General features: G+C 72.4%; 16 protein-coding genes. 14 read left to right on the forward strand and 2 right to left on the reverse strand.

Annotated features, from left to right (window positions below; translation table 11 throughout):
• Positions 1-58 precede the first annotated feature (58 nt).
• The 12 genes from efeO to VGN18_RS02220 all read left to right on the forward strand — a co-directional run bounded on the left by efeO (position 59) and on the right by VGN18_RS02220 (position 14,260).
• Positions 59-2,071 (forward strand): iron uptake system protein EfeO, encoded by a 2,013-nt coding sequence (efeO, locus tag VGN18_RS02165; protein WP_327537984.1) that lies wholly within the window; start codon positions 59-61, stop codon positions 2,069-2,071.
• On the forward strand, positions 2,064-3,302 hold the full coding sequence (gene efeB / locus VGN18_RS02170; protein WP_327537985.1) for an iron uptake transporter deferrochelatase/peroxidase subunit: 1,239 nt from the start codon (positions 2,064-2,066) through the stop codon (positions 3,300-3,302). The genes efeO and efeB overlap by 8 nt, the downstream gene beginning before the upstream one ends.
• A 22-nt stretch (positions 3,303-3,324) precedes the next feature.
• Positions 3,325-3,525: a hypothetical protein gene (locus VGN18_RS02175; protein ID WP_327537986.1), complete on the forward strand. Its 201-nt coding sequence runs from the start codon at positions 3,325-3,327 to the stop codon at positions 3,523-3,525.
• Between the two features lie 48 nt (positions 3,526-3,573).
• Positions 3,574-4,737: a lactate 2-monooxygenase gene (locus VGN18_RS02180; protein WP_327537987.1), complete on the forward strand. Its 1,164-nt coding sequence runs from the start codon at positions 3,574-3,576 to the stop codon at positions 4,735-4,737.
• Positions 4,734-5,315 (forward strand): DUF998 domain-containing protein, encoded by a 582-nt coding sequence (locus tag VGN18_RS02185; RefSeq protein WP_327537988.1) that lies wholly within the window; start codon positions 4,734-4,736, stop codon positions 5,313-5,315. The genes VGN18_RS02180 and VGN18_RS02185 overlap by 4 nt, the downstream gene beginning before the upstream one ends.
• A gap of 88 nt (positions 5,316-5,403) precedes the next feature.
• Entirely contained in the window at positions 5,404-6,612 is a 1,209-nt protein-coding gene (gene dxr, locus VGN18_RS02190) for a 1-deoxy-D-xylulose-5-phosphate reductoisomerase (RefSeq protein ID WP_327537989.1), read from the forward strand.
• Between the two features lie 9 nt (positions 6,613-6,621).
• Positions 6,622-7,983, forward strand: a complete 1,362-nt coding sequence (locus VGN18_RS02195; RefSeq protein ID WP_327537990.1) for a site-2 protease family protein — start codon at positions 6,622-6,624, stop codon at positions 7,981-7,983.
• Between the two features lie 7 nt (positions 7,984-7,990).
• Positions 7,991-9,145 carry a flavodoxin-dependent (E)-4-hydroxy-3-methylbut-2-enyl-diphosphate synthase gene (ispG, locus tag VGN18_RS02200; RefSeq protein WP_327537991.1) on the forward strand — a complete coding sequence of 385 codons (1,155 nt, stop codon included), beginning with the start codon at positions 7,991-7,993 and terminating at the stop codon, positions 9,143-9,145.
• A gap of 118 nt (positions 9,146-9,263) precedes the next feature.
• A complete protein-coding gene (locus VGN18_RS02205) occupies positions 9,264-9,941 on the forward strand; it encodes an HAD family hydrolase (RefSeq protein WP_327537992.1) in 678 nt (225 codons plus the stop codon).
• A 57-nt stretch (positions 9,942-9,998) separates the two neighbouring features.
• Positions 9,999-11,735, forward strand: a complete 1,737-nt coding sequence (locus VGN18_RS02210) for an ABC transporter ATP-binding protein (RefSeq protein ID WP_327537993.1) — start codon at positions 9,999-10,001, stop codon at positions 11,733-11,735.
• The gene (locus VGN18_RS02215) at positions 11,732-13,753 is read left to right on the forward strand and encodes an ABC transporter ATP-binding protein (RefSeq protein ID WP_327537994.1); all 2,022 of its coding nucleotides are present in this window, start codon (positions 11,732-11,734) and stop codon (positions 13,751-13,753) included. Before VGN18_RS02210 ends, VGN18_RS02215 begins: the two co-directional genes overlap by 4 nt.
• A 105-nt stretch (positions 13,754-13,858) precedes the next feature.
• Positions 13,859-14,260 carry a hypothetical protein gene (locus VGN18_RS02220; RefSeq protein ID WP_327537995.1) on the forward strand — a complete coding sequence of 134 codons (402 nt, stop codon included), beginning with the start codon at positions 13,859-13,861 and terminating at the stop codon, positions 14,258-14,260.
• Between the two features lie 20 nt (positions 14,261-14,280).
• Here the strand turns inward: VGN18_RS02220 and VGN18_RS02225 are convergent, their stop codons facing one another.
• A complete protein-coding gene (locus tag VGN18_RS02225; protein WP_327537996.1) occupies positions 14,281-14,733 on the reverse strand; it encodes a DUF4439 domain-containing protein in 453 nt (150 codons plus the stop codon).
• Entirely contained in the window at positions 14,730-15,407 is a 678-nt protein-coding gene (locus tag VGN18_RS02230) for a hypothetical protein (RefSeq protein ID WP_327537997.1), read from the reverse strand. The genes VGN18_RS02225 and VGN18_RS02230 overlap by 4 nt, the downstream gene beginning before the upstream one ends.
• A gap of 72 nt (positions 15,408-15,479) precedes the next feature.
• Here VGN18_RS02230 and rimP point away from each other — a divergent pair, with 72 nt between their 5' ends.
• A complete protein-coding gene (gene rimP / locus VGN18_RS02235; RefSeq protein WP_327537998.1) occupies positions 15,480-15,977 on the forward strand; it encodes a ribosome maturation factor RimP in 498 nt (165 codons plus the stop codon).
• A gap of 2 nt (positions 15,978-15,979) precedes the next feature.
• Positions 15,980-17,059 (forward strand): transcription termination factor NusA, encoded by a 1,080-nt coding sequence (nusA, locus tag VGN18_RS02240; RefSeq protein ID WP_327537999.1) that lies wholly within the window; start codon positions 15,980-15,982, stop codon positions 17,057-17,059.

Consider the following 17,059-nt stretch of genomic DNA (forward strand, 5'->3'; position numbering starts at 1 on the left):
ATGGGTTAGGGTTGCCTAACCTAACTTGTCTGACGTCCCCGGGACAGGAGCTCGCCGCATGGTGCCCACGTTGGTGATCGGCCTCCGCGAAGGCCTGGAGGCCGCGCTCATCGTCGGCATTATCGCCGCGTTCCTGCGCGAGCAGGGCCGCCGCGACCTCCTCCGCGCGGTGCTCGCCGGGGTGGGCGCCGCGGTGCTGCTCTGCCTCGGCCTCGGCCTCGCGCTGCAGGCCTACTCACGCTCGCTGCCGCAGAAGCAGCAGGAGGGGCTCGAGACGGTCGTCGGGGCGCTCGCGGTCGTGATGGTCACCTACATGGTGATCTGGATGCGGCGCCATTCGCGCGAGCTCAAGGGATCGCTCGAGGGGCAGGCGGCCGGCGCGCTCGCCGCCGGTGCGGGATCGCGGGCGGGTGCCGCGCTCGTGCTCATGGCCTTCCTCGCCGTGATCCGGGAGGGCTTCGAGACGGTCGTGTTCCTGCTCGCCGCGTTCCAGAAGCCGGGCAGCGGCTCGGCCGCCGGCCTCGGTGCGGTGGCCGGGCTCGCCGTGGCGGTCGGTCTCGGCTACGGCGTCTACCGCGGCGGCGTGCGGCTGAACCTGTCCAAATTCTTCCGGGCGACCGGTCTGGTGCTCGTCGTCGTGGCGTCCGGGCTGGTCGTCAACTGCCTGCACACCGCGCACGAGGCCGGCTGGCTCGACGCGGGGCAGGCCGGCACCTTCGACCTCACCTGGCTGGTCCGGCCCGGCAGCGTCCAGTCCTCGCTGCTCACCGGGATGCTCGGACTGCAGCCGCGGCCGGTGCTCGTCGAGCTCGTCGGCTGGCTGGTCTACCTCGTGCCGGTCGGGCTCTTCGTGGCCTGGCCGCCGGCGGCGCGCACGTCGCCGCGGGTGCAGCTCCGGGCCGCCCTCGCCGCCGGTGTCGCGATCGCCCTGGCCGCCGGACTGCTCACCCTCGGCATCACCCGGCGCACGGAGCCGGACGCTGCCGCCGCTCCCGTCACCGGCACGACGATCGCCGGTCGGGTCGTCACCGTGACCGTCACCGCGGCCCACGGGTGCGTGCCCGACACCACGAGCCTGCGGGCCGGCGGGGTCACCGTGAAGATCCGCAACGTCGATGCCACCGCCGTCACCGAGGTCGAGGTGATGGACGGCGAGCGGATCCTGGGCGAGAAGGAGAACCTGCCGCCCGGCTTCAGCGGCCGGTTCGCGATGCGGCTCGACGCCGGCACCTACACGCTCTACTGCCCGGGAGCGACCCCGGAGCGGCGCGCGCTGAGCGTCACCGGCACGACGACCGTGGTGGCCGACGCGGGCGTCGCGGCGCTGCTCGCGCAGGCCGGTACCGGCTACGCCGACTACGTCCGCACCCAGACCGCGGCGCTCGTCACCGCCGCCGAGCGGCTCGCGGCGACGCTGCGCGGCACCGACCTCGCCGCGGCCCAGCGCGCCTACATCGCCGCTCGCCCGTACTACGAGCGGATCGAGCCGGTGGCCGAGTCGTTCGTCGTGGGCACCGACAGCATCGACGTCGATCTGGACGCCCGCGACGGCGACGTCCCGCCCGCGTCGTGGCGCGGTTTCCACCGCATCGAGAAGGCGCTGTTCGCCCGGCAGACCCTGGCCGGGACGAGGGCGTACGGCACCCGGCTGGTCGCCGACGCGCAGCGACTCGCTGCGTTGACCGCGACGCTGACCTACGCCCCGACCGAGCTGGCCAACGGCGCGCAGGAACTGCTCGACGAGGTCGCGGCCAGCAAGATCACCGGCGAGGAGGAGCGCTACTCGCGCATCGACATGCTGGACGTCGCCGACAACGTGCAGGGCGCGCAGCAGGCCTTCAGCCGGCTTCGGCCGGCCCTGCAGCGCATCGACCCGGCGCTCGCCACGACCATCACCACCGGGTTCGACGCGCTCGACCGCGAGATCGCCCGGCTGCGCACCGACGCGAACCCTTCGGGCTACCTGCTCTACGGCCAGCTCGATGCCGGCGTCAAGCGGGCCCTCGCCGCCGCGGTGAAGGCGGTCCAGGAGCCCCTCTCCCGGGTCGCGAGCAAGGTCGCCGATGCCTAGCGGCAGCAGCCGACGCACCTTCCTCACCGCGGCGCTCGGCACGGCCGGCGCGGTCGCGACCGGCGGGGCCGGGTTCGGGGTGGCGCGGGCGACCGAACCAGGGCCGGCCCCGGCCGGCGCGGTCGTCGGGTTCTACGGCGCGCACCAGGCCGGCATCGCGACGTCGGCGCAGGAGCACCTCGCCTTCGCCGCGTTCGACGTGACGACCGGCAGCGCCGACGAGCTGGCCCGGCTGCTCGGCACCTGGGCCGCCGCGGCGGCCCAACTCACCAAGGGGCGTCCGGTCGGCGCGGTCGAGACCGCGCCGGATGCGCCGCCGATCGACACCGGCGAGGTCGAGGGGCTCGGCGCGGCCCAACTGACCATCACCGTCGGCTTCGGGCCCACCCTGTTCGACGACCGCTTCGGTCTGGCGTCTCGGCGCCCGGCCGCGCTCGCCGAGATCCCGGCCCTGCCCGGGGACACCCTCGACCCGGCCCGCAGCGGTGGCGACCTCTGCGTCCAGGCCTGTGCCGACGATCCGCAGGTCGCGTTCCACACGATGCGCAACTTCGCCCGGCTCGCCCGCGGGACCGCCGTGCTGCGCTGGTCGCAGCTCGGTTTCGGCCGCACCGCGTCGACGTCCACCGCGCAGGACACCCCACGCAACCTGATGGGCTTCAAGGACGGCACCAACAACATCAAGGCGGAGGAACCGCACGACCTCGCCCGCCACGTGTGGGTCGGCGACGAGACCGACCAAGCGTGGCTCAGGGGCGGCAGTTACCTCGTGGCCCGCCGCATCCGCATGCTGATCGAGTCGTGGGACACCGCCGCCCTCGCCGAGCAGGAGCGGGTCCTCGGCCGGGCCAAGGGCACCGGCGCCCCCCTCGGCGAACGGCGCGAGTTCGACCCCCTCGACCTCACCGCGACGAAGGCAGGCATGCCCCTGATCGACCGGACCGCGCACATCCGGCTCGCCGCACCGGCGACGAACGCCGGGCGCAAGCTGTTGCGCCGCGGCTACTCCTACACCGACGGCATCGACGCCTCGACCGGGCTGCTCGACGCCGGCCTGTTCTTCCTCGCCTACCAGAACGACCCGGTGAGCCAGTTCGTCGCCATCCAGCGGCGGCTCGCTCGACACGACGCGCTCAACGAGTACATCCGGCACACCGGCAGCGCGCTGTTCGCCGTGCCGCCCGGGCTGTCCGGTCCGGGCGACTGGTGGGGGCGGGACCTGTTCGGCTGACCGATCCGGCTACCGTGACGGCGTGCACGAGACCTGGTACGACTACCGCACCGCCTGGACGGGGCGCCCGTGGCTGGCGGCCATCGCCGTGATCGGGGCCGTGGTCGTCGTCCTCGGCATCATCGGCACGATCGTCCAGAACGACCTTCTCGTGTATTTCTTCATCCCCGGGCTCGCCGTCCTGCTCGCCCACCACCTGATCGTGCGCCGAACCCTCGGCTGACCTGCAGCCCGGCCCCATATCCGGACCGGCACGCGGCAGGATGCAGGCATGACGACGCCGCTCTCCGGATACGCCAGCGAGATCTACCTGCAGGGCCTGGGCGGCGGCCGTCCCGCATTCACCACCGACGCCACTGCGCTCGAGGCGCTGGCGAAGGAATCGATCGAGCCCGGCCCGTTCTGGTACACCGCAGGGGCGGCCGGCTCCGGGGCCACCGCCCGCGCCAACCGGGACGCGTTCGACCGGTGGCGCATCGTGCCGCGCATGCTCACCGGCGCGACCCACCGGGACGCGTCGACCTCGCTGTTCGGCGCAGCGCTGCCCGCCCCGGTGCTCACCGCTCCGGTCGGGGTGCAGGGGATCATGCATCCGGACGGCGAACTGGCGGTCGCCCGCGCCACCGCCGCGCTCGGGCTGCCGATGATCCTGTCCACCGTCTCCAGCCACCCGCTGGAGGACGTCGCCGCGGCCAACGGCGACGGCACCCGCTGGTTCCAGCTCTATTGGCCGAACGACGACGAGATCTGCGCCAGCTTCCTCGAGCGCGCGAAGAACGCGGGCTTCTCCGCGCTCGTCGTCACGCTCGACACCTGGCTGCTCGGCTGGCGCCCGCACGACCTCGACGCCGCCTACCTGCCCTTCCTCAGCGGCCAGGGACTCGCCACCTACTTCACCGACCCGGTGTTCCGCGCGCAGCTCGCGAAGCCGCCGGAGGAGGACCTGATGGCCGCCGTCGGCGCGTGGCTGCCGAAGTTCACCGGCGGCGACCACACCTGGGAGAACCTCGCGTTCCTCCGCGCGCACTGGGACGGCCCGATCGTGCTCAAGGGCATCCAGCACCCCGACGACGCCCGGCACGCCGTCGACGCCGGCATGGACGGCATCGTGGTGTCGAACCACGGCGGGCGCCAGGTCGACGGTGCGATCGCCTCGCTCGACGCGCTGCCCGGCATCGTCGACGCCGTCGGCGACCAGGTCGAGGTGCTGTTCGACTCGGGCATCCGTACCGGCGCCGACGTGCTCAAGGCGATCGCGCTCGGCGCGAAGTCGGTGCTCGTCGGGCGGCCCTGGGTCTACGGCCTGGCCCTCGGCGGCCAGGACGGCGTCACCCACGTGCTGCGCTCGCTGCTGGCCGACCTCGATCTCAACCTGGCACTGTCCGGGCACCGCTCCCTGGCCGACCTCACCCGCGACTCGCTGCGGCTGCGGTGAGGCGCCCGCCGGTCTGGGCCCTGATCTCATCCGCCTCGGCGATGGTGTTCCTCGTCGGCGGCTGGGTCGTCGCGCAGGCGGTCCAGCCGCCCGGCTACGACCCGATCCGGCAGACCATCAGCGCGCTGGCCCGGTCCGGACTCGCGCACCGCTGGATCATGACCACCGGCCTGGCCGGCCTCGGCGCCGCGCACGTCGTCACGGCGGCCGGGCTCGCGGCGCTGCCGTCGGCGAGCCGGGCCGTGCTCGCGACCGGCGGGCTGGCCACGCTGGCCGTGGCGGCCTTCGCCCAGCCGCACACCGGCTCGTCGGCGGTGCACATCGGGTTCGCCACGCTCGGCTTCGTCGTCCTCGCGATCTGGCCGGCCACGGCGGCACGGCGGGGCGCCGGCGGCCCGCGCCGCCCCGCCGTGGCGTTCGCCGCGGCCGGGGTGTCCCTGGCCCTGCTCGCCTGGGTCGGGCTGACCCAGAGCGGCGGACCGCTCGGCCTCGCGGAGCGCCTGCTCACCTTCGACCAGGCGTTCTGGCCGTTCGTGGTGGTCGTCGCCCTCCGCCGCCGCCGCCCCCTCCCCGGTTGAGTGGCGATATCTCGGCCTGAGTGGCGAATACCTGCTCGCCACTCACCTGCGTAACTCGCCACTCAACCGGAGCTGGGAGGATCGGGGTATGACCGAGCGCAAGGACGTCGTACTGCTCGGCTCGACCGGATCCATCGGCACCCAGGCCATCGACGTCGCCGAGCAGGCGCCCGACCGCTTCCGGATCGTCGCGGTGGCGGCGGGTGGCAGCGATGTCGCCGCGCTGGCCGAGCAGGCGGCCCGGCTGCGGGTGCGGGCGGTCGGCGTCAGCCGCGAGGACTCCGCCGACGAGCTGCGGGCCGAGCTCGCGAAGCGCTGGCCCGCCGACGTCGCATCGCCCGCGCTGCACGTCGGACCCGGCGCCGCCGGCGAGCTCGCCGCGCTGGGCTGCGACACGGTGCTCAACGCCGTCGCCGGGGCCCAGGGATTGCGAGCCACGCTCGCCGCGCTCGGGGCCGGCCGGGTGGTCGCGCTGGCCAACAAGGAGTCCCTCGTCGCCGGCGGCCCGCTCGTCACGAAGCTCGCCGCGCCGGACCAGCTGCACCCCGTCGACTCCGAGCACTCGGCCATCGCCCAGTGCCTGCGCTCGGGCACCCGGGCCGAGGTCGGCCGGCTGCTGCTCACCGCCAGCGGCGGCCCGTTCCGCGGCCGCACCCGCGACGAGCTGCGCGACGTCACACCGCGCGAGGCGCTCGCCCACCCCACCTGGGACATGGGCAAGCTCATCACGACCAACTCGGCCACCCTGGTGAACAAGGGTCTCGAGGTCATCGAGGCGCACCTGCTCTTCGACGTGCCCTACGACCGGATCGGGGTGGTCGTCCACCCGCAGTCGATGATCCACTCGATGGTCGAGTTCACCGACGGCTCGACCATCGCCCAGGCGTCGCCGCCGGACATGCGGCTCACCATCGGGCTGGCGCTGGGCTGGCCCGATCGCGTCCCCGCGGCCGCGGCCCCGATCGACTGGACGACGGCCCGGTCCTGGACGTTCGAACCCCTCGACGACGAGGCGTTCCGGGCCGTCGCGCTGGCCCGGACCGCTGGTGTCGCCGGCGGCTGCGCCCCCGCGGTCTACAACGCCGCGAACGAGGAGCTGGTGGCGGCGTTCCATGCCGGAACGGTCGATTTCCTTCAGATCGTCGACACCGTGGCCGATGTGCTCTCCGAATGGCTGAGCGATCGCCACGGCCGGGTCGGGAACCCGGGTACCGTCGAAGACGTCGAACAAGCGGACGGCTGGGCCCGCGAGCGGGCCCGGGCGCGAGTGGCGGCCGCCGGCCGCACTGACGAGTAGGAGACCTCCGTGCCGCCCTGGTTGCTGTACACCCTCGGCGTCGCCATCTTCGCCCTCGGCCTGCTGCTCTCGATCGCCCTGCACGAGATCGGGCACATGGTGCCGGCCAAGAAGTTCGGGGTGAAGGTCACCCAGTACATGGTCGGCTTCGGCCCGACCGTGTGGTCCCGCAAGCGCGGCGATACCGAGTACGGCCTCAAGGCGATCCCGCTCGGCGGCTACATCCGCATGATCGGCATGGTGCCGCCGCGCGCCGACGGCAAGCGCTCCCGCTGGCCCCGCCGCGTCGCCACCGCCGTCGAGGACTTCCGCAACGTCAGCCGCGCCGAGGTCGACCCGGCCGACAGCGAGCGCGAGTTCTACCGGCTCACCCCGGGCAAGAAGATGATCGTCATGCTCGGCGGCCCGTCGATGAACCTGCTCATCTACCTCGTCCTCACCGTGCTGCTGCTCACCACCATCGGTGCCGTCCATGACGACCCGACGACCCGCATCAGCGCGGTCGAGACCAAGGTCGTCTGCGCCGACCCGACTCGCTCGAGCACCGACCTCTGCCCGGCCAACCCGATCGAGGCGCCGGCGCACAACAAGCTGCTGCCGGGCGATCGCATCCTGTCGGTCAACGGCAACGCCGTCACCTCGTGGCAGCAGCTGGTCGCCGTCATCGAGCCGTCCGCCGGCAAGCAGCTCACCCTGGTGATCGACCGCAGCGGCGTGCAGAAGACCGTGCTGATCACGCCGGTGAAGAACGTCAAGTACACCGGTGACGGCACCAGGACGAAGGTCGCCGGCTTCCTCGGCCTGTCGCCGGTGAACCACCACTACTGGCAGCCGCTCCCGATCACGGCCGTGCCGGGCCAGATCGGCCATCAACTCAGCCTGGGCCTGCACGCGCTCGCCAGCTACCCGGCCAAGATCTCGAACCTGTTCGGCACGGTGTTCGGCAGCGAGAAGCGCGACGTCAACGGCGCCGTCGGCATCGTCGGCATCGGTCGCATCTCCGGCGACTACGCCCGCAGCCCGCGCCTCACCGCGCAGGACAAGCTGGCCACTCTGGTCGGGTTGCTCGCGAGCGTGAACCTGCTGCTGTTCCTGTTCAACCTGCTGCCCCTGCTGCCGCTCGACGGCGGGCACGTCGCCGGTGCGATCGTCGAGGCGGTCAAGCGGGGACGCGTCCGGCTGCGGGTCCGGCGCGGACCGGCCCGGGTCGGCCCCGACGGCAGGCCCGCGCCGCCCGCCACCAAGCAGATCTTCGTGGACACCGCGCAGATGCTGCCGGTCATGTACGCGGTGGCCTCGGTGCTGATCGTGTTGACGTTGCTCACCCTCTACGCCGACGTCGTGAACCCGATTAACCCCCTGGGCGGATAATCGAGGTATGAGCGTCTCCCTCGGCATGCCCGCCCCGCCGCCCCCCGTTCTCGCCCCCCGCCGCAAGTCGCGCCGCATCAACGTCGGCTCGGTGGCCGTCGGCGGCGACGCGCCGGTGTCGGTGCAGTCGATGACGACGACGCTGACCTCCGACGTGAACGCCACGCTGCAGCAGATCGCCGAGCTGACCGCCACCGGCTGCGACATCGTGCGCGTGGCCGTGCCGTCGCAGGACGACGCCGACGCGCTGCCGGCCATCGCGGCCAAGTCGCAGATCCCGGTCATCGCCGACATCCACTTCCAGCCGAAGTACGTCTTCGCCGCCATCGACGCCGGGTGCGCGGCGGTGCGGGTCAACCCCGGCAACATCAAGGCGTTCGACGACAAGGTCGGCGAGATCGCCCGGGCGGCGAAGGACGCCGGCGTCTCGCTGCGCATCGGCGTCAACGCCGGCTCGCTCGACAAGCGGCTGCTCGCGAAGTACGGCAAGGCCACCCCCGAGGCGCTCGTCGAATCGGCGCTGAACGAGGCGGCGCTGTTCGAGGAGCACGACTTCCGCGACTTCAAGATCTCGGTCAAGCACAACGATCCGGTGATCATGGTGCGCGCCTACGAGCAGCTCGCCGAGCAGTGCGACTACCCCCTGCACCTCGGCGTCACCGAGGCCGGTCCGACCTTCCAGGGCACCATCAAGTCCTCAGTCGCGTTCGGGGCGCTGCTCAGCCGCGGCATCGGCGACACCATCCGCGTCTCGCTCTCGGCGCCGCCGGTCGAGGAGGTCAAGGTCGGGCTGTCGATCCTCGAGTCGCTCAACCTGCGCCAGCGCCGCCTCGAGATCGTGTCCTGCCCGTCGTGCGGGCGGGCCCAGGTCGACGTCTACACCCTCGCCGACAAGGTGACCGCCGGCCTCGAGGGCATCGAGGTGCCACTGCGCGTCGCGGTCATGGGCTGCGTCGTCAACGTCCCGGGGGAGGCCCGCGAGGCCGATCTCGGGGTCGCCTCGGGCAACGGCAAGGGCCAGATCTTCGTCAAGGGCGAGGTCATCAAGACCGTGCCCGAGTCGCAGATCGTCGAGACCCTCATCGAGGAGGCCATGCGTCTCGCCGAGAAGATGGGCGACGCCGGCGTGGCCTCGGGCGAGCCGACGGTCTCGATCACCTGATGCGAGGGCCGGACGATCGCCGGGCCGGCGCGTCCCTGGATGTCACCCAGAGCCGATCGCCTCGAGCCGCTGCAGGAAATCACCGGACACTCGGGCTGAGCTCGGCTACCGTGCTCTGATGCCCGTCCGCACCGTCATCTTCGACTGGGGTGGCACGCTCACCCCCTGGCACACCATCGAACCCCGGCAGGCCTGGATCCACGCCGTCGCCGACGCCGAGCTCGCGGCCCGGCTGGCCGCCGCCGAGAACGAGATCTGGAAGCGGACGCACGACGGCCATCGCAGCGGCTCGCTCGCCGAGGTGTTCGCGACGGTCGGGGTGCAGCACACCCCGCAGATGCTCGACGCGTTCCACGACTGGTGGGAGCCGCACACCTACCTCGACCCCGACGCGCCGGGGCTGTTCGAGGCATTGCGCGAGCGCGAGATCCGCATCGGCGTCCTGTCGAACACGCTGTGGTCGCGCGAGCAGCACGAGCGAATCTTCGAGCGGGACGGCGTGCTGGGCCACATCGACGGCGCGGTGTACAGCTCCGAGATCCCGTGGACCAAGCCGCATCCCGAGGCGTTCCGGGCCGCGCTCGCCGCCGTCGAGGTCGACGACCCGGCCGAGGCGGTGTTCGTGGGCGATCGGCCGTTCGACGACATCCACGGGGCCAAGTCGGTCGGCATGCGGGCGGTGCTCATCCCGCACAGCGACATCCCGGCCGAGCAGCGCGGGCCGGTGCAGGGCGATCCCGACGCGGTCATCCACCGGCTGGCCGATCTGCTCGCGGTGGTCGACGCCTGGCGCTGAGGAATCGCCGAGCAACGAGCCGCCAAAATCGTCGCACCGGATGGCTACGGTGTCAGCATGCTCGTGCGTCTGCTGCGTGATCATCTGCGCCCGTACCGGCGGTGGCTGTCCGCCGTCGTCGGGCTGCAGCTGGTCGGCACCATGGCGTCGCTGTACCTGCCCAGCCTGAACGCCGACATCATCGACAACGGTGTGGCACAGGGCGATTCCGGCTACATCCTGCGCATCGGCGGCTGGATGCTGGCGGTGAGCCTCGTCCAGATCTTCTGCTCGGTCGTCGCCGTGTACTTCGGGGCGCGCACGGCCATGAGCTTCGGTCGCGACCTGCGGGCCGAGCTCTTCGGTCGGGTGGGGCGCTTCTCGGCCCGCGAGGTCAATCAGTTCGGCGCGCCTTCGCTGATCACCCGCACGACGAACGACGTGCAGCAGGTGCAGATGCTCGTCGTCATGACCAGCACGATGATGGTCGCCGCGCCCATCATGGCCGTCGGCGGCGTGATCATGGCCCTGCGTGAGGACGCCGGGCTGTCCTGGCTGCTCGCCGTCAGCGTGCCGCTGCTGGCCGTGCTCATCACCCTCATCGTGCGCCGCATGGTGCCGCAGTTCCGGCTGATGCAGACCCGCATCGACCAGGTGAACCGGGTGCTGCGCGAGCAGATCACCGGCGTGCGGGTGGTGCGCGCGTTCGTCCGCGAGCCGGTCGAGCGCGCGCGGTTCGACACCGCGAACCGCTCGCTCACCGACACCTCGCTGCGGGCCGGGCGGCTGATGGCGCTCATGTTCCCGACGGTCCAGCTGGTGCTCAGCCTGTCCACCGTCGCGGTGCTCTGGTTCGGTGCGGCCCGGGTCGACGGCGGGCAGACCCAGATCGGATCGCTGACCGCGTTCATCAACTACCTGGCCCAGATCCTGATGGCGGTCATGATGGCCACCTTCATGATCATGATGATCCCGCGTGCGGCGGTCTGTGCCGAGCGGATCGAGGAGGTGCTCGACACCGAGTCGTCGGTGGTGCCGCCGCTCGATCCGGTCACCGAGGTCGGTCTGCGCGGCGACGTCGAGCTGCGCGGGGTCGGGTTCACGTATCCGGGCGCGGCGGCGCCGGTGCTGTCGGGCATCACGCTGCACGCCCGCCGGGGCGAGACGACCGCGATCATCGGCAGCACGGGCGCGGGCAAGACGACCCTGCTCACCCTGATCCCGCGCCTGGTCGACGTCACCGCCGGGTCCGTGCTGGTCGACGGCGTCGACGTGCGGCGGCTCGACCCCGACCTGCTGTGGAGCCGAATCGGCTACGTCCCGCAGCGGGCCTACCTCTTCTCCGGCACCATCGCGAGCACGCTGCGCCACGGCGACCCGGACGCCACCGACGAACAGCTCTGGACCGCCCTCGAGGTCGCGCAGGCCCGGGACTTCGTCGAGGCGATGCCCGAGGGGCTCGCTGCGCCGGTGGCCCAGGGCGGCACCAACCTCTCCGGCGGCCAGCGCCAGCGCATCGCGATCGCCCGGGCGCTCGTCCGCCGCCCCGAGATCTACCTGTTCGACGACGCCTTCTCCGCCCTCGACTCCGGCACCGACTACCGGTTGCGCGCGGCGCTGCGGCCGATCACCCGCGACGCCGCGGTGATCGTCGTGGCCCAGCGCGTCTCGACGATCATCGACGCCGACCGCATCGTGGTGCTGGAGGCCGGCGAGATCGTCGGCGAGGGCACCCACGACCAGCTCGTCGACACCTGCCCGGCCTACGCCGAGATCGTGCAGAGCCAGCTCCGCGCCGAGGAGTCGGTGGCGTGAGCGAGGTGAACGGGTCGAAGCCGAATCTCACCAAGGGGCCGGTGCCGCAGCGGCTGCCCCCGGCCGGCACAGCCGCGCGCCGGGGTGGCGGACCACCCTGGATGACGGCCGGCATGCCGGCGGAGAAGTCGCTGAACTTCGCCCCGTCGGCGAAGCGCCTGCTGCACCGGCTGGCGCCGGAGCGCTGGGCGACCGCGCTCGTCGGGCTGCTCGCCGTCGCGAGCGTGACGCTGTTCGTGCTCGGCCCCCGCATCATCGGCCGGGCCACCGACATCATCTTCTCCGGGGTCATCGGCCGCCGCATCCCTGTGGGGATCACCCGGCAGCAGGCGATCGACGCGGCCCGGGCGCGCGGCGAGGACACCTACGCCGGGCTGCTGCAGAGCATGCACGTGGTGCCCGGCCACGGCGTCGACTTCACCCGGCTCGGCTCCGTGCTGATGTTCGCCGTGGTCGTGTACGTGATCGGCAGCGTGTTCGGCTGGCTGCAGGGCTACGTCCTCAACGGCGTCGTGCAGCGGACGATCCTGCGCATGCGCACCGAGGTCGAGGACAAGCTGAACCGGCTGCCGCTGCCCTACTTCGACGCCCAACCGCGCGGCGAAGTGCTGAGCCGCGTCACCAACGACATCGACAACATCGCGCAGACGATGCAGCAGACGATGAGCCAGCTGCTGTCGTCGCTGCTCACCGTGGTCGCCGTCCTCGCCATGATGCTGCTGATCTCGCCCGTGCTCGCGATCATCGCGCTGGTGACCGTCCCACTGACCTTCCTCGTCACGCGCGCGATCGCGAAGCGCTCGCAGGGTCAGTTCGTCGCGCAGTGGAGGCACACCGGCGCGCTCAACGGGCACATCGAGGAGTCGTTCACCGGGCACGAGCTGGTGAAGGTCTTCGGCCGGCAGCACGAGGTCGAGGCGGCGTTCGCCGAGCACAACGACAAGCTGTTCCAGGCCAGCTTCCGGGCGCAGTTCGTCTCCGGCCTGATCATGCCGATGATGATGTTCCTCGGCAACATCAACTACGTGCTGGTGGCGGTCGTCGGCGGCCTGCGGGTCGCGTCGGGCACGATGAGCCTGGGCGACGTCCAGGCGTTCATCCAGTACTCGCGCCAGTTCACCCAGCCGCTGACCCAGGTGGCGTCGATGGCCAACCTGCTGCAGTCGGGCGTAGCCTCGGCCGAGCGGGTGTTCGACCTGCTCGACACCCCGGAACAGTCGGCCGACCCGGTCGGCGCGCAACGCCCGGCGCACCTGCGCGGGCGGGTCGAGTTCGAACACATCTCCTTCCGCTACGCGCCCGACACCCCGCTGATCGAGGACCTCTCCCTGATCGCCGACCCGGGCCACACGATCGCCATCGTCGGGCCCACCGGCGCGGGCAAGACGACCCTCGTGAACCTGATCATGCGCTTCTACGAGCTCGACGGCGGGCGCATCACGCTCGACGGCGTCGACATCGCGACGATGGCCCGCGCCGAGCTCCGGGGGGAGATCGGCATGGTGCTGCAGGACACCTGGCTGTTCGGGGGGACCATCCGCGACAACATCGCCTACGGACGTCCCGGGGCGTCGGAGGAGGAGATCCTCGACGCCGCCCGGGCCAGCTACGTCGACCGGTTCGTGCCGAGCCTGCCGCACGGCTACGACACCGTCATCGACGAGGAGAGCAGCAACCTCAGCGCCGGCCAGAAGCAGCTCATCACCATCGCCCGGGCCTTCATCGCCCAGCCGTCGTTGCTGATCCTGGACGAGGCCACGAGCGCCGTGGACACCCGCACCGAGCTGCTGGTGCAGCACGCCATGGCGGCGCTGCGGGCCAACCGCACGAGCTTCGTCATCGCGCACCGGCTCTCGACGATCCGGGACGCAGATCTGATCCTCGTCATGGAGGCCGGCCGGATCGTCGAGCAGGGCAACCACGCCGAGCTGCTCGCGGCCGACGGCGCCTACGCCCGCCTGTACCGGGCCCAGTTCGAGCAGGCGGCCGACGAGTCGGCCGTGCCGGCCGGACGCTGACGGGGGGCCGGCCTGAATCTCCAGGAGGCCGCCTACGGCGCCGAGTTCGCCGCCGCGCTGCCGCAGAGCGATACCGGTCGGGCCCTGCTCGGCACCGATCAGGCCGTGATCCCGATCCGGCAGTGCGCGGCCTACCTGCACGCCGTCCAGCAGGCGGACTGGTTCGCCGCCGCGTTCGCGGTGCACGCCGTACCGGTCGCGGTGATCGGAGGGGCGGGTGGCAGTGCCGCCGACTCGGACCGGCGGCGGGTGAAGATCGGCGTGAACGACCGCCGCGACGCCCGCCGGTGCGAGACGTCGTGCCTGCATGAGCTGGCCCACATCGTGACCGCGGACGTCGACGTCGACGGTGCCGATCGAGAGGTGGTGAGCGGTCCGGGCACCAGCCGCGGTCATCACCACGCGTGGCGGGCCAACTTCGTGTTCCTCGTGCGGATGACCCTCGGGAACCGGGCCGCCTCCCGGCTCAGGACCGAATTCACCCAGTGGGGCCTGCCGACCCGTTAGCCGCCGCGGGTCCGCACGGGTCAGATGCCGGGAAACGGCGTCGTCGCGCGCGACGGGTCGATGAGCGCGCGCCACTGCGCGGCCCGCACCGCGCTGGCGGTCAGCGCGTCCTGGGCGACGCCGCGCAGCGCGTTCCCAGCCGGCGCGGCCGCCGCCCGCTCGTACAGGTAGCGCCAGGCCGCGGCGCAGGAGTCCTCGAGACGCACGGCCAGGCGCCGGGCCGCCGCCGCGTCGGGCACCGGGTAGAGCGCCGGGTAGTCGGCGGCGGGCGGCACGGGGGAGTGGCCGGCGGCGAGCAGGGCGGCCGAGGTGGCGTCGCGGGTGGCCTCGTGGTCGCCGGTCGCGGTCTCCGCCCGGCCACGGTCCTTCGCGGCGAGGATCGGGCCGAGCAGGGCGTAGCCGAAGACGGCCTGCTGCTCGGCGGACAGGGCCGCCTGCCAGGCCGCGACGACCGCGGCGCTCGGCCCGGTCACGTCAGCAACGCCGCGTGGGTCGATTCGCAGGCCGCGATGCTGGCGAACAGGGTCGCGAGCGAGCCGGTGGCGGCCGCGGCCCGGCGACCGGACGCGACCGCAGCCTGGGTCTCGGCCGACCGCAGCTGGGCCGCGGTGCGGGCGGTGCCGAGCCCGGACGGCGACGACGTCGGCGTGACCGGCTGCCGATAGGAACCGAGCAGCGCCTCGAGCGCCCGCAGGTGAGCGGCGTGATCGGCCCGGGCCTGCGCGATGACGACCCGCACCCCGGCCGAGCCGCCGGTGGTGGCGTCCAGGTCGGCGATCAACTGCCGCTCGTCGTCAGCGGCGGCGGTGAGCGCGGCCGGGGGCAGCGGACGGATCGGGGCCCGCCGCCGCTTTTCCAGGAAGCCGGCCCCCACCCCGCCGCCGCCGGCGAGCACGACCGCCGCGGCGCCGAGCAGCACGCCGCGGCGCGACGTCCCGCCTGCAGCCGCCGCGGGGAGCTCCGGGGCCGGCTCGACCGCCGGTTCCGGGACGGGTTCGTCCGCCGGCTCGGGGGCCGCGTGCCGCCCGCCCGGAGCGGCATGCGCCGGGCCGGCGGCGTCGGCCGCCTCGGCGTTATCACCCGGGGTGTCCGGCCCGGCCGCGGCAGGGTCCGGCCTGTCATCGGGGTCTCCCTCGTCGGCGGCCATGTCGCTGCCAGTTTGGCAGAGCCGATACGCTCGCCGTCACAACTGCACGCAAGGAACCAGACAGGAGCAGCCATGCCGCCCGCGACAGCCGGAGCGTCAGCGGCGCAGGCCCGTGACTACCTCCACGACCTCCTCGCCCCGCTCGTCACCGAGGCGGGTCTCGACCTCGAGGACGTCACCGTGTCCGCGGCGGGCCGGCGCAGTCTGGTGCGCGTGATCGTCGACGCCGACGGTGGCATCGATCTCGACGCCGTCGCCGTCGTCAGCCACCTGGTGTCCGAGACGCTCGACACCGACGAGAAGGCCACCGGCCTGCTGGCCGGATCGTTCGTCCTCGAGGTCACCTCACCCGGGGTCGACCGCCCGCTGAGCGAGCCGCGCCACTGGCGCCGGGCCGCCGGTCGACTCGTCACCGTCCAGTCGAAGGGCAGGACGATAACCGGACGGGTCGTGACAACCGACGACGCGGGCGTGACCCTGGAGATCAAGGGACGCCCGGAGCACGTGGCCTGGTCCGACCTCGGCCGCGGCAAGGTGCAGATCGAGTTCAACCGTTCAGGGGAGGAGTGACGATGTTCCAGGTCGACCTCGCCGCGCTGCGCAGCATCGAGCGGGAGAAGGAGATCTCCTTCGAGACCCTGATCGGGGCGCTCGAGACGGCTCTGCTCACCGCCTACAAGCACACGCCGCATTCGATGCCGCACGCCCGCGTGGTCGTCGACCGCAAGAGCGGCGAGATCGTCGTGTGGGCCCAGGATCTCGGGCCCGACGGTGACGTCGTCGAGGAGTACGACGACACCCCCACCGACTTCGGCCGGGTCGCGGCCATGACCGCCCGGCAGGTCATCCTGCAGCGCCTGCGCGACGCCGAGCACGACCAGACCTTCGGTGAGTACTCCGGCCGTGAGGGCGACATCGTCACCGGCGTCATCCAGGCCGACGCCCAGGCCTCGCAGCGCGGCCTCGTCCTCGTCGACATCGGCAAGATCGAGGCGATCCTGCCGCAGTCCGAGCAGGTCCCGGGCGAGCAGTACACCCACGGCACCCGCATCAAGGCCTACGTCGTCGGCGTGGCCCGTGGCCAGCGCGGCCCGCAGGTCACCCTCAGCCGCACCCACCCGAGCCTGGTCAAGAAGCTCTTCGCGCTCGAGGTGCCCGAGATCGCCGACGGCAGCGTCGAGATCGTCGCGGTCGCCCGCGAGGCCGGACACCGCAGCAAGATCGCGGTGCGCACCGCCGTCGACGGCCTCAACGCCAAGGGCGCCTGCATCGGCCCGATGGGCCAGCGCGTGCGCAACGTCGTGTCCGAGCTGCACGGCGAGAAGATCGACATCATCGACTGGGCCGAGGATCCCGCGACCTTTGTCGGCAACGCCCTGTCGCCGGCCCACGCGATCTCCAGCGTGATGGTCGACCCCGCCACCATGGCCGTCCGCGTGGTCGTCCCCGACTTCCAGCTGTCGCTCGCGATCGGGCGCGAGGGCCAGAACGCCCGGCTCGCCGCCCGGCTGACCGGCCACCGCATCGACATCCACAGTGACGCCGAGACCGACGCCGAGACCGTCGCCGAGACCGACGGCGACGCCTCCGCCACGACGGCCCCGCCCGCGCCGGCCGTGGGCGAGTCGGCTCCACCGGCCCCCGGGGAGTAG

The sequence above is a fragment of the Jatrophihabitans sp. genome (assembly GCF_036000465.1).
Taxonomy (GTDB): Bacteria; Actinomycetota; Actinomycetes; order Mycobacteriales; family Jatrophihabitantaceae; genus Jatrophihabitans.

Excerpts from the sequence above, each read along its gene's own strand:
- efeB (WP_327537985.1), top strand. The coding sequence starts at position 2,064 with ATGCCTAGCGGCAGCAGCCGACGCACCTTCCTCACCGCGGCGCTCGGC.
- rimP (WP_327537998.1), top strand. The coding sequence starts at position 15,480 with ATGCCGCCCGCGACAGCCGGAGCGTCAGCGGCGCAGGCCCGTGACTAC.
- VGN18_RS02180 (WP_327537987.1), top strand. The coding sequence starts at position 3,574 with ATGACGACGCCGCTCTCCGGATACGCCAGCGAGATCTACCTGCAGGGC.
- efeO (WP_327537984.1), top strand. The coding sequence starts at position 59 with ATGGTGCCCACGTTGGTGATCGGCCTCCGCGAAGGCCTGGAGGCCGCG.
- VGN18_RS02205 (WP_327537992.1), top strand. The coding sequence starts at position 9,264 with ATGCCCGTCCGCACCGTCATCTTCGACTGGGGTGGCACGCTCACCCCC.
- dxr (WP_327537989.1), top strand. The coding sequence starts at position 5,404 with ATGACCGAGCGCAAGGACGTCGTACTGCTCGGCTCGACCGGATCCATC.
- VGN18_RS02210 (WP_327537993.1), top strand. The coding sequence starts at position 9,999 with ATGCTCGTGCGTCTGCTGCGTGATCATCTGCGCCCGTACCGGCGGTGG.
- nusA (WP_327537999.1), top strand. The coding sequence starts at position 15,980 with ATGTTCCAGGTCGACCTCGCCGCGCTGCGCAGCATCGAGCGGGAGAAG.
- ispG (WP_327537991.1), top strand. The coding sequence starts at position 7,991 with ATGAGCGTCTCCCTCGGCATGCCCGCCCCGCCGCCCCCCGTTCTCGCC.
- VGN18_RS02230 (WP_327537997.1), bottom strand. The coding sequence starts at position 15,407 with ATGGCCGCCGACGAGGGAGACCCCGATGACAGGCCGGACCCTGCCGCG.